Here is a 17,678-nt window from a genome sequence, read left to right as displayed (position 1 = left end):
ACTTCCACCGGCAACCGGAAGCGCTTCGACTTCGGGCTGCCCGTAGAGCAGTTCGGCTTGCAAGAGTTCACGAAAGTCGCCAGTCAAAACGAAACCGGCGCCCCCCAAGGGGAGGCGCCGGACGAGATCATGGTTAGCGGATCGGCGGGGCATATTGCAGCCCACCGTCTTTCCAGAGGGCGTTCAGGCCGCGCGCCAGACCGATCTGGGTAGCAGGACCAACGTGGCGGTCGAACGACTCGCCGTAATTGCCCACATGCTTGATGATGCGGTAGGCCCAGTCGGCGGTGAGGCCGATCGGCGCGCCGAAGTCGCCTTCAACGCCGAGCAGGCGCTTGATCGACGGATTGTCGGCACCCAGCATTTCATCGACATTGGCCTGGGTCACGCCCAGTTCTTCGGCTTCGAGCAGGGCGAAATAGGTCCAGCGAGCGATGTTGAACCAGGTGGAGTCACCCTGGCGAACCACCGGGCCAAGGGGTTCCTTGGAGATGATTTCGGGCAGGATGATGTAGTCATCTGGATTGGCGAACTTGGACCGTTCCGCCGCCAGCGCCGAAGCGTCGGTGGTGTAAACGTCGCAGCGGCCGTCTTCAAATGCCTTCACGACTTCGTCCTGGTCGGTAAACACGACCACATTGAATTCGAGATTGTTGGCGGCGAAGTAGTCGGCAGCGTTCAGTTCGGTGGTGGTGCCGGACTCGATGCAGATAGCTGCACCGGACAGGTCCAGTGACGACGCAATTTCGTCCGCCTTGCGGACCATGAAGCCCTGGCCGTCATAGTACATCGTGCCAATGAACGAGATGCCGAGATCGGTATCGCGGCTCATGGTCCAGGTCGTGGTCCGGGACAGCACGTCGATTTCACCAGCCGAGAGGGCGGCGAAACGTTCCTGGGACGTCAAAGGCGTGTAACGGACGGCCTCGGCATCGTCGAAAATCGCGGCCGCAAGGGCGCGACAGAAGTCGACTTCAAGACCAGCCCAGTTATTGTTGGCATCGGGAGCGGAAAAGCCCGGCACGCCGCCGGTCACGCCACACTGCACATAGCCCTTTTCCTTTACCGCTTCCAGCGTCTGGGCGTGAGCCGCAGTTGCCGTCAGCCCGAGCGAGGCCGACAGTGCAATAGTAAGGAGCGTCTTTTGCATTTATTTGCCTTTTTGTTTCCTGACCTTCTATTCCCGTGCCCCCGTCGCCTCGCAGCGACTTGGAGCCGGCCACACCGTGCCTTATTAGACAATTGCGATGCTGCTAATCATGGAAGCGGCTAATGGAACGGGCGTCAAGGGCCGATCCACCGTTGAGGCAGGAATACTGTCTCTTTTTTGAGCGTCAAACAGGAGTGAGTTGATTTTGTGCAGGCCAGTGCGATGACCAGTGAAGCAAACAAGCAGGCGCTATCGGTAGAAACCCTACTGACCCATCTCGGGCGCGAGCCGGACGACCAGTTCGGGTTCGTCAATACGCCGGTTTATCGCGGCTCGACCGTGCTGTTCAAAACCCTGGACGATATCGAGTCGCAGCAGCAGCGCTTCCTTTATGGCCGCGCCGGCAACCCGACCACCGAGGGCGTCGAGACCATCGTGACCGCCCTTGAGGGGGCATATCGCACCCGGCTGGTACCGTCAGGGCTGGCGGCGATCACCATCGCCATCCTGAGCTGCGTCGAGGCCGGCGACGAAATTCTGGTAACCGACAGCGCCTATGAGCCGGGCCGCAAGTTTGCCGATGGTTTCCTGGCGCGCATGGGCGTCACCACGCGCTATTACGATCCGCGCATTGGCGCAGGCCTGGCTGAACTGATCACTCCGCGCACCAAGGCGGTGCTGGCCGAGAGCCCGGGGTCGCTGACTTTCGAAATTCAGGACATTCCGGCGCTGGCCGAAGTCACCCGCAAGGCAGGGATCAAGCTGCTCGTCGACAATAGCTGGGCCAGTCCGCTGTTCCTGCGGCCGCTGAGCCTGGGCGCCGATATCGTGATCCATGCCGGGACCAAGATGTTCGTCGGCCATTCCGATGCCTTTGCCGGCACCATTTCCACCACCAAGGAGAGCTGGGCGGCCGTCGAGGCAACGCGCGGCGCGCTGGGCTTTTTCACCTCGGGCGACGAGGCCTATCTGGTCGCACGCGGCCTGCGCACGCTGGCGATCCGCATGAAAGAACATGAACGCCGCACGCTGGAGATTGCCAGCTGGCTCGAAACGCAACCGGAAGTCAGCAAGGTGTATCACCCTGCCCTGCCCAGCCATCCCGACCACGCCCTGTTCAAGCGCGACTTCTCCGGTTCGGGCAGCCTGTTCAGCTTCACGCTGAAACCGGCGCCACGGGCCTCGGTGGCCGCGTTCATCGACCACCTGAGCCTGTTCACCATGGGCTATTCCTGGGGTGGCTATGAAAGCCTCTGCACCCCGATTACGCCCGGCCGCATCCGCACTGCGGTGAAGTGGACCGAGGAAGGCAACATGTTCCGGCTGCATATCGGCCTCGAGGGTGTTGATGACCTCAAGGCCGACCTGGCGGCGGCTATCGAGCGTTACGCCCGCGCCCGCTGAAACAGGCGCGGCAAGGCCACCAATGGCCGCCTGACGATCCTGCCGTCCGCTTGCTTGATAAAAAGCAAGCTGCGGGCGGCAAACCAGTTGCGCACCAGATACGCGCCCAGCATGCCGACGATCAGTCCGCCGAACACATCGGTCGGATAATGCATGCCCACCGGCACCCGCGAGATCCCGGCCGCGACACCCAAGGCCAGGAGCCAAGGGAATAGACGCGGCATCAGAAAGCCCATCGCAAAGGCAAAGGCGATCGCCGTGGTGGTGTGACCGGATGGAAAGCTCTGGAAATTCCATGCATTGACGATGTGGTGAAAGGCAAACTGGCCCGAGGCCTCGAACTCGTCTGGACGGCCTCGCCCGATCAGGCGCTTGACGATGGCAACGAACAGGCCCGGCATCGCCACGCCGAGGAAGATGAAGCCGGAAACCAGCGAGACCTCAAAGGCTGCTAGACGCGGCAAGCGACGCAGCAGAATCATCGCCAGCCTTGCCAGCAAGAAAACCAGCATGCTGGGAATCAGTATCCAGTCGGACAGGCCATAATCGGTGATGAAAAAGAATGGCGCCCGCCAGGCGTCGGGCCAGTTGATGGCCCCCTGCGAGGCCCAGGCATCAATGCTGGCGAGAACCAGCAGAACAAGCACGATGCCGGCACAAAAGGCCGGCCAGGTGCGGCGAGACAGGCCCAACGGCCATGGTTTGGTCAAATCGAACATGGGCGACTTTCTCGGGCGAAAGCCTTAAATCGTCAATAGCACTGAACACTTGTCAGAAGCGCTTGCCCTTTGCCGGGCAACGCGCTAGTGGAGGCTTGCGATTACGGAGTGTAGCTCAGCCTGGTAGAGCACTGGTTTTGGGAACCAGGGGTCCAAAGTTCGAATCTTTGTACTCCGACCATCGCACCTTCTGGCCTTACGTCATGGCGCAGGCCAGCCGTACGGCCTCTGCGCTGTGTTGAGGACGTCGCATGACCGCCCGTATCTATCGCCCGGCCCGTAATGCCATGCAGTCGGGTAAAGGTAAGTCGAACCAGTGGGTTCTGGTGCACGAGCTTGCTGTTCCGCGCGAAATCGACCCTTTGATGGGGTATACGAGCTCCCGCGACACTCGCCAGCAGATCCGCCTCTCCTTTGACACCTTGGAAGCTGCCGAGGGCTACGCCCAGAAGAACGGCATTCCCTATTCGGTGCAGCCGGCGCACGACGCAACACCCAAGCGCGTCTACTATCCAGACAATTTCCGCTCCGACCGCAAGACGCCCTGGACGCATTAGCGTCACCCAAGGCGGATAGAAAGAATCACCAAGGCGCCGCAAGCCATTGCGGCGCCTTTGCTTTTCCGGACTGACGCCCTGGCCCCCGCGCAGATAATCGTCCTGCTGCAGCGGGCCTGCCTTACCCAGATGTATCAGTGTGGTGAGCCGGGCTTGGCAGCCAAAAAAGGAGTCATTCCCGCGCAGGCGGGAATCTCTTCATCCCAGACCCAAGGAGATTCCCGCCGTCGCGGGACTAACTCCGGGCTGAAGTGACACCATGGTTAGGTGATGTGAGCAGTTTAGGCGTTGTGCGTCCCGGCCCCAGCCGAGACGCCGGTTATCGAGCTCAAACGTCGCTGAGCCTGGTCCACTTGCCGTCGTCCTGGCTCGATTTCACCGAAGCGTTGATGAATTCCATGCCTTCGACGCCGTCCTGCAGGGTCGGCAGCAGACCCTCATAGGCAGCGCCATCGCCACGGATGATGGCGGCGAACTGGGTGTAGAGGGTGGCGAAGGCCTCGAGATAGCCTTCCGGGTGGCCGGATGGGATGCGCACATTCATGGTCGAGGCCGGCGCCCCGGTGATGGAGCCGCCGCGGGTCAGCAACTGCTTGGGCTTACCGAACTCGGTGAACCACATGTAGTTGGGATTGTCCTGACGCCATTCGATACCGCCCTTGTCGCCATAGACGCGCAGCTGCAGCCCGTTTTCATTGCCGACAGCAACCTGGCTGGCCCAGAGCATGCCGCGCGCACCGCCCTCAAAGCGCAGCATGATGTGGACGTTGTCGTCCAGCTTGCGGCCAGGTACGAAACTGGTGAGATCGGCAGAAACCGCCTCGGTCTTGAGCCCGGTAACGAAGCGCAACAGATTGTAGGCGTGGGTGCCGATATCGCCGATGGCGCCGCCAGCGCCGGAGCGGGCCGGATCGGTCCGCCATTCAGCGCCGGGGGCATTGCCGGACTGCTCGACGGCCTCGGTCAGCCAATCCTGCGGGTATTCGGCCTGGATCACCCTGATATTGCCAAGCGCACCCGATTCGACGAGTTCGCGAGCCTGCCGGATCAGCGGATAGCCCGTGTAATTGTGGGTCAGCAGGAAGCGGGCGCCGTTCTTCGACTTGATTTCGGCGAGCTTGCGCGCGTCTTCGATGGTCGAGGTAATGGGCTTGTCGCAAATGACGTGAATGCCGGCTTCGAGGAAGGCCTTGGCCGGCCCAAAATGCATGTGATTGGGCGTGACGATCGACACGGCCTGGATGCCATCGGGGCGCGCGGCTTCCGCACGGGCCATCTCTTCATAGCTGGTATAGATCCGGTCATCGGCCAGCCCAAGATTGCGACCTGACTCCCTGGCGACTTCGGGGCGCGACGACAGCGCGCCAGCGACCAGCTCATAGTCCCCATCGAGCCGGGATGCGACGCGATGGACGTAGCCGATAAAGGCCCCCGTGCCGCCGCCAACCATGCCCAGGCGAATGCGCTTCGCGCCATTTTCAGCCATTGATGCCTCCCTCTTGCGTCATTGTCTTTAAGTCACCGGTCATTCCCACGAACGCGGGAATGACCCGGCGGGGCGGATGGTTTAGCTCAGCCCCAGAATCTTGCGGTTGGCTGCCAGATCGGTGCCCGACGCCGCAAAGTCGTCAAAGGCGTGTTCGGTGACGCGGATGATGTGATTCTTGATGAACTCGGCACCCTCGCGCGCGCCATCTTCGGGATGCTTGATGGCGCATTCCCATTCAAGCACGGCCCAGCCGGCGAAATCATACTGCGCCATCTTGGAAAACACCGAGGCGAAATCGACCTGACCGTCGCCGAGCGAACGGAAGCGCCCTGCCCGATTGATCCAACTCTGGAAGCCGCCATAGACGCCCTGCCGGCCCGTTGGATTGAACTCCGCGTCCTTGACGTGGAACATCTTGATCCGCTCGTGATAGATATCGATGTAGTCGAGATAATCGAGCTGCTGCAGCACGAAGTGGCTGGGATCATAGAGCAGATTGGCGCGTGGATGGTTGTTCACGCGCTCGAGGAACATCTCATAGGTGATGCCGTCATGCAGGTCCTCACCGGGGTGAATCTCGTAGCAGACGTCGACGCCTGCCTCGTCAAATGCATTGAGGATCGGGGTCCAGCGGCGGGCCAATTCATCGAAGGCCTCTTCGACGAGACCGGCCGGGCGCTGGGGAAAGGGATAGAGGAACGGCCAGGCCAGCGCACCCGAGAAGGTTGCGTGTTCGGTGAGGCCGAGGTTTTTGGAGGCCTTGGCGGCCCAATGCAGCTGCTGCACCGCCCATTCCTGGCGCGCCTTGGGATTGCCATGCACCTTGGCCGGGGCAAAGCCGTCCAGCATGGTGTCATAGACCGGATGCGCGGCAACCAGCTGCCCCTGCAAGTGGGTGGAAAGCTCGGTGATTTCCAGGCCATGTTTGGCGGCGGTGCCGGCCAACTCGTCCGCATAGGTCTTGGACGTCGCCGCCTTTTCGAGATCGATGAGGCTGCCCACCCAGGTTGGAATCTGCACGCCCTTGTAGCCGTAGTTGGCGGCCCAGCCGCAGATGGCGTCGAGGGAATTGAACGGGGCGGCATCGCCCGCAAACTGGGCCAGGAAAATACCGGGCCCCTTGATGGTGCGCATATCGTTGCTCCTCACTTAGCCAGCCCTGGCGGCCGTAACACGGAGCCGGACTTGTTATTCTAACTGGCCCCCTGGGACCCAAACAACAGGCGGCGAAAAGGCCGCCGCCTGCCGATGTAATCGATTACCATATTCATTGACCGGCTGCCCGCCTGTCAATGACGCACGAACCTCAGGCCTTGAGCAGCGCCTGGGCGTCGGCTGGCGTCAGCGCCATAGGGCGTTCGCAAGTGGTGGACAGGGTCAGCACCTGCCCGCTCTCGCCGGCCTTCAACAGCGAGGTCATCACGTCGACGGCATGGAGCGCCACATCGAGGCCACAACGGGCTGTGTAGCCGCCTTCCAGCGCGGCCATCATGTCGGCGAGGCCGGCCGTGCGGTAATTGGCACGCGGATTGGGCGATTCCAGATCCTGATTGGCAATACCGAACGGATGGCTCCACGGGGTCACCGTGGACTTGGTGCCCGCGATATCGGTGGTGATCAGCTCGCCGCCGAAGAAGTTGGGATCAGGGACGTATAGCGATCCATCGGTCCCGTAGAGTTCGATATTGTGGTGACCATGGCTGGCCACGTCCCAGCTGGCGCCAATGGTGATGATGGCACCGCTGTGGAACTCCAGCACACCATGGATCGTGGTCGGCGTGCCGACCTTGATCTTGGTACCCTTGTATGGACCCTCGGCGGTCACTTCCCGCTCTTCGCGCGCCATATTGGTGAAGGCGGAGACGCGCCTGACCGGCCCGATCAGATGAATCAGATCGGTGACGTAATACGGCCCGATATCGAGGATGGGACCGGCGCCAACCTGGAAGAAGAAATCCGGATTGGGATGCCAATGCTCCATGCCGCGGCTCATCACGTGCGTGGTGCCGCTCATGATCTTGCCAATCTTGCCGCTATCGATGATATCGCGCGCCTGCTGGTGCGCACCGCCCAGGAAAGTGTCAGGGGCGCTGCCGACCTTGAGGCCGCGGTCGTCCGCAGCCTTCTTGAGCGCCTTGCCCTCTTCCAGCGTCAGCACAAAGGGCTTTTCCGAATAGGCGTGCTTGCCGGCGGAGACGATGTCCATCGAGACGGAATAGTGGGTCGCCGGGATGGTGAGGTTCACAATCACGTCGATTTCGCTGTTCTTCAGCAGCTCGTCCGGCGTCTGCGCGGCGACGTTGAATTCCTGGGCGCGCTTCTGGGCGGCGGCAGGAATAATATCGGCCACGGCCCGCACTTCGAGGCCCTTGAACAGCGGCGCGAGCCTGAGATAGGCGCTGGAGATATTGCCGGCACCCATGATGCCGACGCCATAAGTCTTGGCCATTGGAGTTACTTCCACTTCTTGGCGGTAGCGATCGAGCGGCTGGCGAAGCGCTCGGCATCGGACGGATTATCGTGTTCGGCGACGAAATACTCAGCCTTGGTCTTGCTGGTCACCTTGGTGATCAGATTGTCCCAGTCGAGGCGGCCATGGCCCACATCGGCCCAGCCATCTTCATTGGCATTTTCGCCGGCTGGCGCGATGTCCTTGACGTGAACGGCGGTGATGCGGCTGCCATAGCGATCGAACCAGGCGATCGGGTCGGCCTTGCCGCGCACGATCCAGGCGACGTCGGCTTCCCATTCGATATCGGGCGCGGTCTCCAGGATGATATCCATCGGCAGGCGGCCGCTGCTCGTGGGCAAGAACTCGAAATCGTGGTTATGCCAGCCGAAGCCATAGCCGGCCTTGGTGTAGGTCTCGCCGAGCGATGCCAGCGTTTCGGCCAACTCGACCCACTTGGAGTCGTCGGTGCTGCGATCTTCCACGCCGATATAGGGGCAGTAGATCTTCTTCATGCCGATGGTTTCGGCAGTCTTGAGCGCGGTCGCGGTGTCCTTGAGTTGATCGAGGCCGAAGTGGCCGGTCGGCATCGCGAGGCCATTGCTCTTGAGCTGGGCTGCCAGGCCGCCCGCGTCCCCATAGAGTCCGCCATAGCCTTCGACCTGCTTGTAGCCAAGAGCGGCAAGCTTGGGCAGGAAATCGGCCAGTGGCGGAAAGTTACGGGCGCTGTAGAGCTGGAATGACAATTCGGTCATTGATGCCTCTTGAGAGTGATTATGAGTTTGGCCTGACACGCTGCATGCATGGCTAGCCGGGATTGTGGGTGCCGTCGCGCCGACAAGGCAGGTCAATTACCGCAATAGTAATATTGGCCAAGTCTCGTCGGCGACGACTGATGGACGGCGCCCAAAGGCGCCGCCAAATGGAAGGAAAGCCGATCAGACCCGGTTGGTGGTCTCGGCATTGAAGATCGAGCCGCGGGCGGTGTCGAAGCCGGCCTTGAGGTTCTGGCCGACCCTGATCTCCGTGTCGCTGCTGCACCGGAAGGTCACCGGATGGCCGGCGATCTTGGTCCAGGCCAGCGTGTCGGACCCCATGGGCTCGACAATCTCGATTTCGACATCGGTCGAGAACGGCATGGCATGAGCCGCCTCCCCGATCACGATGTGCTCGGGCCGCACGCCCAGGACCGCCTTGACAGAAGCGGCGGGCGCTTCGTCAAACTGGTAGTTGCCGGTGGTGATGACTGTGCCGTCATCGGCGACGAAAGTCGGCTGGGCGCCGCCTTTGAGTTCGCCCTGGATGAAATTCATCGACGGAGAGCCGATGAACCCAGCCACATAGAGATTGACTGGCCGGTTATAGATTGTGTGCGGATCGGCGAGCTGCTGGATCACCCCGTTCTTCATGATGGCGATGCGATCAGCCAGGGTCAGTGCCTCGATCTGATCGTGGGTCACGTAGATCATGGTGTTCTTCAGGCGCTGATGCAGCCGCTTGATCTCGACGCGCAGGTCCGAGCGGAGCTTGGCATCCAGATTGGACAGCGGCTCATCGAACAGGAACACGTCCACATCGCGCACCAGGGCGCGGCCAATGGCAACGCGCTGGCGTTGCCCGCCGGACAGTTCGACCGGCTTGCGCTGCAGCAACGGCCCGATCTGGAGGATTTCGGCGGCGCGGGCGACGCGCTTTTCGATCTCGTCCTTCTTCATGCCGGCGACGCGCAGGCCGAAGCTGAGGTTCCGTTCCACGGTCATCTGCGGATAGAGCGCATAGGACTGGAACACCATACCGATGCCGCGGTCCTTGGGCTCTTCCCAGGTGACGTTCTTGCCACCGATGAATATCTGCCCGTCGGTGACGTCGAGCAGGCCGGCAATGCAGTTCAGCAGCGTGGACTTGCCGCAGCCGGATGGCCCCAGCAGAACGATGAACTCACCCTGGGCGATATCCAGATTAAGGTTTTCCAGAACCCTGACATTACCGAAGTTGAGCGAGAGATCCCGGATGGAAACACTATGTTGCATCTGCTTAACCCTTCACCGCACCAGCGGCGATGCCGCGGACGAACCATTTTCCGGAGATGAAATAGACGGCGAGCGGCACAGCAGCGGTCAGGATGGTCGCCGCCATGTGCACGTTGTATTCACGCACGCCCGTTGTCGTCTGAACGATGTTGTTGAGCTGGACCGTCATCGGCATGTTTTCGCGACCGGCGAAAACCGTGCCGAACAGGAAGTCGTTCCAGATGCCGGTAACCTGCAGGATGACCGCCACGATGGTGATCGGCACCGACATGGGCAGCATGATCTGGAAGAAAATCTGCCAGAATCCTGCACCATCGACGCGCGCCGCCTTGAACAGCTCCGGCGGTAAACTGACAAAGAAGTTGCGGAACAACAGCGTCAGGATGGGCATGCCGAAGATGACGTGGACGATGATGATCGCCGGGAACGTGCCGAACAGACCGACCTGACGGAATCCCAGGATCAGCGGATAGATCACCACCTGATAGGGTACGAACGCGCCGAACAGCAGCAGCCCGAACAGGATATTGGCGCCCTTGTAGCGCCAGAACGACAGCGCGTAGCCATTCATCGCCGCGATGACGATGGAGAAGAACGTGCCGACTGCAGTGATTTTGATCGAGTTCCAGAAGCCGGGCTTGAGGCCATTGCAATCGCGGCCGGTGCAGGCAGTGTCCCAGGCCTTTATCCAGGGCTCAAAGGTAAGCTCGGACGGCCAGGCGAAAAGGTTGCGCATCTGGATTTCAGGCATGCCCTTGAGCGAGGTCACGACCATGACCCAGAGCGGCATCAGGAAGAACAGGGCCGCCAGCACCAGAAAGGCATAGACGCCGATCCGGCTGATGGTCAGCCTTTTTGGCTTGGCGCCGCGCGGTCCCTCGACAACGCGGGACGCAGAGGGGGAAAGAGCTTCTGTGGTCATTAGCTGTTCATCCGCTTCTGGTTGGCCCGCCACTGGATAAACTGCTGCAGACCCAGCAACAGCACGACGGGAAGCAGCATCATGGTCGCGGCGGCCATGCCGAGGCCGACATTGGCGCGGTCGGTGATGTGCTGGATGACGAAGATGGCAGGCATCTGCGTGGCAATGCCGGGGCCGCCCTGCGTCATGGCGACGACAAGGTCAAACACACGCACGACGCCAACGCATTGCAGGATGAACGCCGTCAGGATGGCGCCGCGCATCATCGGCAGGACGATCTGCAGATAGGTCTTCCAGGTCGGAATGCCGTCGATCTTGGCGGCTTTCCAGATTTCGCTGTCCACGCCGCGCAGACCGGCCAGCATGATGGCCATGCTGACGCCCACGCCGTTCCAGATGCCCGCAACAACCAGCCCATAAATGGCAGTGTTGGAATCCACCAGCGGGGCGAAACTGAAATCCGCGAAGCCCCAGCCCCGGACCGTCGCCTGCAAACCGTAATTCGGATCGAGAATCCAGCGCCATACCAGGCCGGTGATCACCAGCGACATGGCGAAAGGATAAAGGAAAATGGAGCGGAACAGATCTTCCTGGCGAATACGCTGGTCCATGAACACGGCCAGCAAATAGCCGACAACCATGTTGGAGCCGATCGAGAGCAGACCGAAAATCCAGAGGTTGTTGACGGAAACCAGCCAACGCTGAGTGGACCAAAGACGCTCGTACTGATCGAACCCGATGAAATCAAAGGACGGGAACAGCCTTGAGCTAGTGAATGAAAGCAAGAATGAATAGATGATGCAGACGACGAATACACCGATGGCTGTCAGGATCATCGGAGTCGTTCCGACCACCGACATTATCGAAGACAGGCGCCAGCGCCCTCGCCTCGCGCTGCCGCTGGCCTGAGACTTGGCCAAAGGACTTGCTGAAGCAGCTTCAGTCATGACGATTTCCTTGTCGTTAGCTGCCAACGCCCAGGGCATTGCCCGCAAAGGCGCCAATGGCATGAGGCGTCGGGCAGCGCGCGCGACGCGCTGCCCGCTCCATCACGTCCTTAGTCGGCCGTGGCCAGGATTTCGGCATAACGCTTCTGAGCGTCTGCGATTGGCATGTCGTCATTGGCCCAGAATTCTGCGATCAAATCCTGCATCTGGCCAGTGGTGTCGTTCGAGAGCCAGTTGTTGGCGCTGGTCACGACGTTTGCAGGGTCCTTGAGAATTTCAAGGCCGAGCTTCATGCAGTCGTCAGCGAGGGACATGTCCACGTCGTCACGAACGGGCATGGAGCCCTTGGCAACGTTGAACAGGGCCTGCACGCGCGGGCTGATCATGGTCGAAGCGAGCTTGAGCTGGGCCGCTTCGACTGCCGGGTCATCCTGCTTGAAGAACAGGAAGATGTCGCCGCCAGTGGTCACGAATGGGTTGGCGCTATCGAGCGGCAGGCACGCGTAATCGACGCCTGGCTTCTTGCCGGCAACGCCGAATTCGCCACGAGCCCAGTCACCCATGATCTGCACGCCAGCCTGGTCGGTCAGCACGAGATTGGTGGTGTCGTTCCAGTTACGGCCCGGGGAGCCTGGATCACTATACTTCTTGAGTTCGCGGAAGGTCTCGAAGACCTTGGTGAATTCGGGAGAGTTGGCGATATCCTGATTGTGGTCGCGCAGCAGTTGGTCGCGCTGCTCGATGCCCAGTTCCGCGATGATGATGCCACCAAACGCCGCGTTCAGCTGCCAGCTTTCGCCGCCCTGAGCGTAGGGGATGAGCCCAGCTTCCTGAAGCTTGGGGGCCTTGGCCACGAGATCGCTGACGCTGGTCGGCAGATCGACGCCGGCCTTCTTGAAGGCGGGGATCGATGCCCACATCCAGGCTTCGGAGTGAATGTTGACGGGGACGCACCACCATTTGCCATCGATATGGCAAGGCTCGGCAATCACGTCTGGACGGACGATCTCGTCCCAGCCCTCGGCTTCCGCAAGCGGGGTCAGGTCGAGCAGGAGACCCGCGGCGATCAGCTCCTCATACTGACGGCCGGGGTTGAATTGCGCCGCACCTGGAGGATCGCCACCCAGAACGCGCTGCATCGTGGCAGCACGGGCGTTTTCACCCAAGGCAATAGCGGTATCGACCCACTTGTCTTCACCCAGAGCATCGAACTCATCTGCGAAGACCGACACGGCAGCCTGTTCGCCACCAGATGTCCACCAGTGGATAACTTCGACATCCGCAGCATAAACAGCCGTGGAGCCGAGGAAAGCAGTTGCCATAGCGGCAACCACTGCAAACTTCTTCATAGGTTGTCCTCCCAACGATCACTTGGAGCAAATCGCTCCCGCGAAGCCGCCAGCCGCAGGGTCATCTTCTTGGAGAGAGGTCCCGAGCTGGCCGCGTGTAATCGATTGCATAACTCGGTGCCCGAAATCTCTGCAATCGATTGCATTACATTCAGACACTTCTTGCGCGCCTGTCAAGATCGATTTAGACAGAAGTCGTATACGGCATTTTGAGGGTGCTGAACTTAATGACAGCAGCGCGAAAAGCCCCAACAATTCAAGATGTTGCTCGGATAGCTAATGTCTCTACTGCAACTGTAAGCCGCGCCCTGTCCAACCCTGGACGGGTGAGTGAGGCAACACGAACGCGTGTTTCCGAAGCGGTTGCGAAAACTGGCTACACGCTCAACCAGGCGGCGCGGTCACTACGCCAGAAAACCTCGCGAACGATCCTCGTTGCCCTCCCCGATATTCGTAATACGTTCTTTTCGACCATCCTTGATGCCATTGAACGTGAGGCGGCGTTGCGTGGCTATGGCGTGCTGGTGACCAATCGGTTCTCGGGCCACGACCCCGTTCGCCACCTCAAAGACTATTTCCGGTCCAACCGCGCCGATGGCCTGCTGCTGCTGGATGGCTCGCTGGAGCTCGATGAACTCATCGACCTGACAGGCAGCCCGGTTACGGTTCCACTGGTGGTAGCCTGCGAAGAGATCCCCAATTCGCCGTTCCATACAGTCAAAACCGACAATTGCTTTGCCGCCGCCAGGGCTACACGACATCTGATCGACCTCGGGCATATGCGGATCGGCCATATCCTGGGGCCGGAGGGTAATGTGCTGACCGCCGAACGCCGTGCAGGGTACTTGCAGGCAATGCAAGAAGCTGGGTTGGCAGCGTCGCCGAAATGGCTATTTCCCGGTAGTTTCGAGATGGAGAGCGGTTATCTGGCCGCCTCGCATTTCCTGGCCCTGCAGGAACGCCCCAGCGCAATCTTTGCCGCCAATGACGAAATGGCGATCGGATTTCTGTCAGGGTTGCGGGAACATGGTCTGGAGTGCCCCCGCGATGTCTCCATCATCGGCTTCGATGACCTTGCCGTCGCGCTGCACTATGCGCCCCCACTGACCACCATACGCCAACCCCGGGCCGCAATCGGCCGCCTGGCAGCGGAGGCGCTGATCGACATTCTCGAAGGTGAGAGCCGCCAGGGCGAGCCGCTCCGGATCGTGCTCAATTCCGAATTGATCCTGCGCGACAGCACTGCGCCCTTTGGCGTCCACCACCCCAATGCGGCCGAAATCCGTTGTACTTGAATTTGCTGGCTCGCCCGCCTCGTCCACAACTTGATCCGGACGCTCGGCGCGAACGCGCAAGAAGGGCGTTCATTTCTGAGAAAAATGCGCTAAAGAGCGCGCAGCCACCCCAGCACGGTCCCGTAGCTCAGTTGGATAGAGCAGCAGCCTTCTAAGCTGTTGGTCGGAGGTTCGAGTCCTCCCGGGATCGCCAATTCCAGTGGTATCTGGCGAGCAGCGCCACCGCGTGTCAGCAGCGCCCAGAGCGATTTCGGCTCCCGAAATATTGATCCGAACTGACACCCGTTTGGGGGGCTGTCCGGGGTCCATATACGAGTGGGTAACCACGCCCAACTAGGATGGGGTCTTGAAATGAGACCTTTATGAACCGCCATCCGCTCCGCTTTTTGATCGCCATCGCCGCCGTTGTTGTCCTTGCCGGCTGCAGCCAGTTCGTGGGGGACAACCGACACAATGTGCCCCTGAACAAGGAACTGGTGGCGCGTCTCGCAGAGATCGGCTCCTCGCCGGCCCAGCCCATGGTGATCCGCGTCTACAAGCAGAGTTCCGAGCTGGAAGTGTGGAAGCGCACCAATTCGGGCCAGTATGCGCTGCTCAAGACCTTTCCGATCTGCAAATGGTCGGGCGCGCTTGGCCCCAAGATCCGTGAAGGCGATCATCAATCGCCCGAAGGGTTCTATGACGTGACCCCTGCCCTGATGAATCCAAAATCCGCCTACTGGCTGTCGTTCAATGTCGGCTTTCCCAACAAGTTTGATCAGGCCTGGGGCCGCACAGGCACCAATCTTATGGTCCATGGCGACTGCAGGTCGGTCGGCTGCTTTGCGATGACCGATGAGGGGATCAAGGAGATCTATGCGTTGGCGCGCGAGTCGTTCCGGGGCGGCAATCGCTCATTCCAGCTGCAATTGCTGCCATTCCGCATGACCGATGCCAACCTGGCTCAGCACGCCGCCAGCCCACACGCCGCCTTCTGGGGCAACCTCAAGCAAGGCACCGACGCTTTCGATCGGACAAAGCAGCCGCCAGCCTGGGACGTTTGCGAGAAGAAGTATGTCTTCAATCCGCCCGTGGGCGGGCTCGACCCGGCAGGCGCCTGCCCTGTTACGCCATCTACGGTGATGGCCAACTTCTGATCAGAACGCTGTCACCCGAAGAGGGAACGCGTGCCTACCCGTCGACGTTGCTATCAAGCCAGGTAAGCGCCCGGCGGGCGAGGTCGGCGGAGTCAGGGATGGCCTGGCGGCAGGAGTTCGCCGGCTTCGATGCGGACTGGCAGCACGTTTTGTCCCGGCGGGAACGGGCAGAGCGCATAAGGGGTGAACGAGCAAGGCGGGTTGAAGGCCTTGTTGAAGTCGAGCACCACGTGCTTGTCGGTGGAATTCTCGCCATAGAGGAAGCGGGCGGCAGCATAGGTCTCGACGCCGGAGGTCTTGTCGCGCAACACGAACATGGGCTTCTCGCGCGAGCCATGGGTGGCGAGCAGGGACAGGGATTGCCCGGCAAGGGTGAAGTCGACGCGATGGGTCGCGGTCACCGTCGTGGGAATCCCGGCGAAGGTGTCGATCTCGATCGCCTGTGGCGTATCGAGGCTGACCCATTGCCCGGTGACGCGCCAGGCCGGGTCGACCGGGAAAGTTTCGATGCCCGGAAAGGTGGCGCCGGGATTGCTATCAAGATCACGCAGGCGGATGGAGGGGCGGCCATTGAACTGGTGGATTTCGACCAGAACCGAGCCCAGCACCTGACGCTGCGACAGGCTGCTGGGCGCAAATTCGAGCGTGGTCAGACTGTCGGCAGAGACAAGCGTCACCGTGCCGTCCTCGACCAGCGTCACCGTACCGATATGGGCGGGTCCCCGCTCCATGATGAGATCATTATCCTCGGCGGAGCCGATGGTGGCACTGCCCGGCGCAAGCCATTCGCGGCCAATGAGATTGAGCCATCCCTCATCGCCAAAGAGGGTCTTGAGGCGCGCAGCGCGCCAGGTGGCAATCTCGGCTTGATAGTCAGACATTGTGTTCCTCGGGACCTTGGGTTGGCGGGCGCGTTCCCGCCAACAGCACCCTTTCGCCAATGCCACGAATAGCAGCGAAAACAAAGGTCACGGGTTCCACGCTTTTCCATTCTGCGGGCTTGATCGGCCTGCCAATCGCCTGACAGACTGATGCATGCGCCAACCAAGAACCAGGATGCAATTGTGACCGCCCAAACGCCCCGCCCGCTCGCGAAGCTGAGCCTGAAGTGGAACATGATCGAGGAGGACGGTCTCAGCATCCTCGAGAAATTCCAGCTGACCAAGGATCTGGGTTTTGACGGCATCGAGATTGATTCCCCCGGCGACCTGCCGCTGGCCGAAGTCATCGCTGCACGCGACAAGACCGGGCTGACAGTGCCCGGCGTGGTCAATTGTCAGCATTGGCAGCTCCCGCTGACCGATCCCGATCCGGCGGTGCGGCAAGCCTGCGTCGATGCGACGATTGCAGCACTTGATGAGGCCCAGCAGCTTGGAGCAACGACCGTCTTGCTGGTTCCTGGCGTGGTCAAGCCGGGTACAAGCTACAAGACGGCTTATGAACTGGCGGTCAGCGAAATAGCCAGGATCCTCCCGCATACCGACCGCACCGGCGTTTCGCTGGCCATCGAAAACGTGTGGAATGATTTCCTGCTCAGCCCGCTCGAGGCAGCCCGGTTCATCGATACCTTCGAGCACCCACGGATCGGCTGGTATTTCGACGTCGGCAATGTGCTGCGCTATGTCCGCCCGGTGGATTGGATCGAAGCGCTGGGCCAGCGCATCTTCAAGATCGACATGAAGGAATTCAGCCTCAAGAAGATGGACGCCGAAGGGACCTGGAAGGGCTTTGACGTGGCGCTCGGCGATGGCGACTGCGATTGGCCGGCGGTCAATCGTGCGCTATCGGCAGTCGGCTATTCGGGCTGGGCTTCGGTCGAAATGCCGGGCGGCGACCGCAAGCACCTTGCCGACCTGAAGGCACGGGCAGACCGCGCCGTTGCGGCCTAGGTAGCGGACTCATAAAAGCGCATCCAGAGGCGTGAACAAGCGATGAGAACGGCGGCGAGATAGTTGCGCGCCGTCTTTTCGTATCGGGTTGCGATCTTGCGGAAGTGTTTGAGCTTGTTGAAGAACCGTTCTACGAGGTTGCGCTGGCGGTAGATGGCTGGGTCGACGCTGCGCTGCTGCTTGCGGTCCCGTTGGGTTGGGATGTGGCCGCGGCCGCCTCTTTGCTGGATCATCTCGATAATGGCTTGCGCGTCGTAGCCGCGGTCCGCGACCACGTCACCGACGACTGCTCGTGTTGCCAATAGGGCGGGAACCGCTGCTTTGTCTGAGGCCTGCCCGGGT

The 17,678-nt window shown here is 60.9% G+C and carries 17 protein-coding genes and 2 tRNA genes; 7 read left to right on the top strand and 12 right to left on the bottom strand.

Translation table 11 applies throughout. The features are described from left to right. Nucleotides 1-133 precede the first annotated feature (133 nt). Nucleotides 134-1,150, bottom strand: a complete 1,017-nt coding sequence (locus BUA69_RS13270; RefSeq protein ID WP_046135975.1) for an amino acid ABC transporter substrate-binding protein — start codon at nucleotides 1,148-1,150, stop codon at nucleotides 134-136. A gap of 222 nt (nucleotides 1,151-1,372) precedes the next feature. Between BUA69_RS13270 and metC the strand changes: the two genes are divergently transcribed. Next, the gene (gene metC, locus BUA69_RS13265) at nucleotides 1,373-2,554 is read left to right on the top strand and encodes a cystathionine beta-lyase (protein WP_046135974.1); all 1,182 of its coding nucleotides are present in this window, start codon (nucleotides 1,373-1,375) and stop codon (nucleotides 2,552-2,554) included. Here metC and BUA69_RS13260 read toward each other — a convergent pair. Then, complete coding sequence (locus BUA69_RS13260) at nucleotides 2,536-3,273, bottom strand: phosphatase PAP2 family protein (RefSeq protein WP_052950634.1); 738 nt, start codon at nucleotides 3,271-3,273, stop codon at nucleotides 2,536-2,538. The genes metC and BUA69_RS13260 overlap by 19 nt on opposite strands. A gap of 104 nt (nucleotides 3,274-3,377) precedes the next feature. On the opposite strand from BUA69_RS13260, the gene BUA69_RS13255 reads away from it, so the two are divergent. Both BUA69_RS13255 and BUA69_RS13250 read left to right on the top strand, forming a co-directional pair. Beyond that, nucleotides 3,378-3,454: transfer RNA gene (locus tag BUA69_RS13255), tRNA-Pro, on the top strand. A 70-nt stretch (nucleotides 3,455-3,524) separates the two neighbouring features. Beyond that, nucleotides 3,525-3,830, top strand: a complete 306-nt coding sequence (locus BUA69_RS13250) for an ETC complex I subunit (protein ID WP_046135973.1) — start codon at nucleotides 3,525-3,527, stop codon at nucleotides 3,828-3,830. A gap of 328 nt (nucleotides 3,831-4,158) precedes the next feature. Here the strand turns inward: BUA69_RS13250 and BUA69_RS13245 are convergent, their stop codons facing one another. From BUA69_RS13245 to BUA69_RS13210, 8 genes are all read right to left on the bottom strand, one after another. Then, nucleotides 4,159-5,316 (bottom strand): Gfo/Idh/MocA family protein, encoded by a 1,158-nt coding sequence (locus BUA69_RS13245; RefSeq protein ID WP_046135972.1) that lies wholly within the window; start codon nucleotides 5,314-5,316, stop codon nucleotides 4,159-4,161. Nucleotides 5,317-5,397: 81 nt separating this feature from the next. Continuing rightward, the gene (locus BUA69_RS13240) at nucleotides 5,398-6,453 is read right to left on the bottom strand and encodes a sugar phosphate isomerase/epimerase family protein (RefSeq protein ID WP_046135971.1); all 1,056 of its coding nucleotides are present in this window, start codon (nucleotides 6,451-6,453) and stop codon (nucleotides 5,398-5,400) included. A gap of 172 nt (nucleotides 6,454-6,625) precedes the next feature. After that, the gene (locus BUA69_RS13235) at nucleotides 6,626-7,768 is read right to left on the bottom strand and encodes a Gfo/Idh/MocA family protein (protein ID WP_046135970.1); all 1,143 of its coding nucleotides are present in this window, start codon (nucleotides 7,766-7,768) and stop codon (nucleotides 6,626-6,628) included. 5 nt (nucleotides 7,769-7,773) lie between these two features. Beyond that, nucleotides 7,774-8,523, bottom strand: coding sequence for a sugar phosphate isomerase/epimerase family protein (locus tag BUA69_RS13230; RefSeq protein WP_046135969.1), 750 nt, complete (start codon nucleotides 8,521-8,523; stop codon nucleotides 7,774-7,776). A gap of 183 nt (nucleotides 8,524-8,706) precedes the next feature. Beyond that, complete coding sequence (locus BUA69_RS13225) at nucleotides 8,707-9,798, bottom strand: ABC transporter ATP-binding protein (RefSeq protein WP_046135968.1); 1,092 nt, start codon at nucleotides 9,796-9,798, stop codon at nucleotides 8,707-8,709. A 4-nt stretch (nucleotides 9,799-9,802) separates the two neighbouring features. Next, nucleotides 9,803-10,720 carry a carbohydrate ABC transporter permease gene (locus tag BUA69_RS13220; RefSeq protein WP_046135967.1) on the bottom strand — a complete coding sequence of 306 codons (918 nt, stop codon included), beginning with the start codon at nucleotides 10,718-10,720 and terminating at the stop codon, nucleotides 9,803-9,805. Then, nucleotides 10,720-11,556: a carbohydrate ABC transporter permease gene (locus tag BUA69_RS13215; RefSeq protein WP_244468786.1), complete on the bottom strand. Its 837-nt coding sequence runs from the start codon at nucleotides 11,554-11,556 to the stop codon at nucleotides 10,720-10,722. The genes BUA69_RS13220 and BUA69_RS13215 overlap by 1 nt, the downstream gene beginning before the upstream one ends. A gap of 221 nt (nucleotides 11,557-11,777) precedes the next feature. Further along, a complete protein-coding gene (locus BUA69_RS13210) occupies nucleotides 11,778-13,016 on the bottom strand; it encodes an ABC transporter substrate-binding protein (protein WP_046135965.1) in 1,239 nt (412 codons plus the stop codon). A gap of 227 nt (nucleotides 13,017-13,243) precedes the next feature. On the opposite strand from BUA69_RS13210, the gene BUA69_RS13205 reads away from it, so the two are divergent. The 3 genes from BUA69_RS13205 (at nucleotide 13,244) to BUA69_RS13195 (ending at nucleotide 15,447) form a co-directional block, all read left to right on the top strand. Further along, entirely contained in the window at nucleotides 13,244-14,311 is a 1,068-nt protein-coding gene (locus BUA69_RS13205) for a LacI family DNA-binding transcriptional regulator (RefSeq protein WP_046135964.1), read from the top strand. Between the two features lie 116 nt (nucleotides 14,312-14,427). Next, nucleotides 14,428-14,504, top strand: a tRNA-Arg gene (locus BUA69_RS13200). Between the two features lie 169 nt (nucleotides 14,505-14,673). After that, complete coding sequence (locus BUA69_RS13195; RefSeq protein ID WP_046135963.1) at nucleotides 14,674-15,447, top strand: L,D-transpeptidase family protein; 774 nt, start codon at nucleotides 14,674-14,676, stop codon at nucleotides 15,445-15,447. Nucleotides 15,448-15,539: 92 nt separating this feature from the next. Here the strand turns inward: BUA69_RS13195 and BUA69_RS13190 are convergent, their stop codons facing one another. Continuing rightward, complete coding sequence (locus BUA69_RS13190; RefSeq protein ID WP_046135962.1) at nucleotides 15,540-16,328, bottom strand: DUF1684 domain-containing protein; 789 nt, start codon at nucleotides 16,326-16,328, stop codon at nucleotides 15,540-15,542. A gap of 183 nt (nucleotides 16,329-16,511) precedes the next feature. Between BUA69_RS13190 and BUA69_RS13185 the strand changes: the two genes are divergently transcribed. Beyond that, complete coding sequence (locus BUA69_RS13185; RefSeq protein ID WP_244468785.1) at nucleotides 16,512-17,336, top strand: sugar phosphate isomerase/epimerase family protein; 825 nt, start codon at nucleotides 16,512-16,514, stop codon at nucleotides 17,334-17,336. Here the strand turns inward: BUA69_RS13185 and BUA69_RS13180 are convergent. Continuing rightward, a partial coding sequence (locus tag BUA69_RS13180) for an IS5/IS1182 family transposase (protein WP_072866560.1) occupies nucleotides 17,333-17,678 on the bottom strand: 346 nt, incomplete at its 5' end. The genes BUA69_RS13185 and BUA69_RS13180 overlap by 4 nt on opposite strands.

It is taken from the genome of Devosia limi DSM 17137 (assembly GCF_900128975.1).
GTDB classification, from domain to species: Bacteria; Pseudomonadota; Alphaproteobacteria; order Rhizobiales; family Devosiaceae; genus Devosia; species Devosia limi.
Note: the sequence above shows the minus strand (reverse complement) of the source record. Positions and strands in the feature narration are given on the sequence as shown.

Bases quoted from the DNA above. Each gene is read 5' to 3' on its own strand.
- BUA69_RS13270 (WP_046135975.1), bottom strand. From the start codon at position 1,150: ATGCAAAAGACGCTCCTTACTATTGCACTGTCGGCCTCGCTCGGGCTG.
- metC (WP_046135974.1), top strand. From the start codon at position 1,373: ATGACCAGTGAAGCAAACAAGCAGGCGCTATCGGTAGAAACCCTACTG.
- BUA69_RS13260 (WP_052950634.1), bottom strand. From the start codon at position 3,273: ATGTTCGATTTGACCAAACCATGGCCGTTGGGCCTGTCTCGCCGCACC.
- BUA69_RS13250 (WP_046135973.1), top strand. From the start codon at position 3,525: ATGACCGCCCGTATCTATCGCCCGGCCCGTAATGCCATGCAGTCGGGT.
- BUA69_RS13245 (WP_046135972.1), bottom strand. From the start codon at position 5,316: ATGGCTGAAAATGGCGCGAAGCGCATTCGCCTGGGCATGGTTGGCGGC.
- BUA69_RS13240 (WP_046135971.1), bottom strand. From the start codon at position 6,453: ATGCGCACCATCAAGGGGCCCGGTATTTTCCTGGCCCAGTTTGCGGGC.
- BUA69_RS13235 (WP_046135970.1), bottom strand. From the start codon at position 7,768: ATGGCCAAGACTTATGGCGTCGGCATCATGGGTGCCGGCAATATCTCC.
- BUA69_RS13230 (WP_046135969.1), bottom strand. From the start codon at position 8,523: ATGACCGAATTGTCATTCCAGCTCTACAGCGCCCGTAACTTTCCGCCA.
- BUA69_RS13225 (WP_046135968.1), bottom strand. From the start codon at position 9,798: ATGCAACATAGTGTTTCCATCCGGGATCTCTCGCTCAACTTCGGTAAT.
- BUA69_RS13220 (WP_046135967.1), bottom strand. From the start codon at position 10,720: ATGACCACAGAAGCTCTTTCCCCCTCTGCGTCCCGCGTTGTCGAGGGA.
- BUA69_RS13215 (WP_244468786.1), bottom strand. From the start codon at position 11,556: ATGATCCTGACAGCCATCGGTGTATTCGTCGTCTGCATCATCTATTCA.
- BUA69_RS13210 (WP_046135965.1), bottom strand. From the start codon at position 13,016: ATGAAGAAGTTTGCAGTGGTTGCCGCTATGGCAACTGCTTTCCTCGGC.
- BUA69_RS13205 (WP_046135964.1), top strand. From the start codon at position 13,244: ATGACAGCAGCGCGAAAAGCCCCAACAATTCAAGATGTTGCTCGGATA.
- BUA69_RS13195 (WP_046135963.1), top strand. From the start codon at position 14,674: ATGAACCGCCATCCGCTCCGCTTTTTGATCGCCATCGCCGCCGTTGTT.
- BUA69_RS13190 (WP_046135962.1), bottom strand. From the start codon at position 16,328: ATGTCTGACTATCAAGCCGAGATTGCCACCTGGCGCGCTGCGCGCCTC.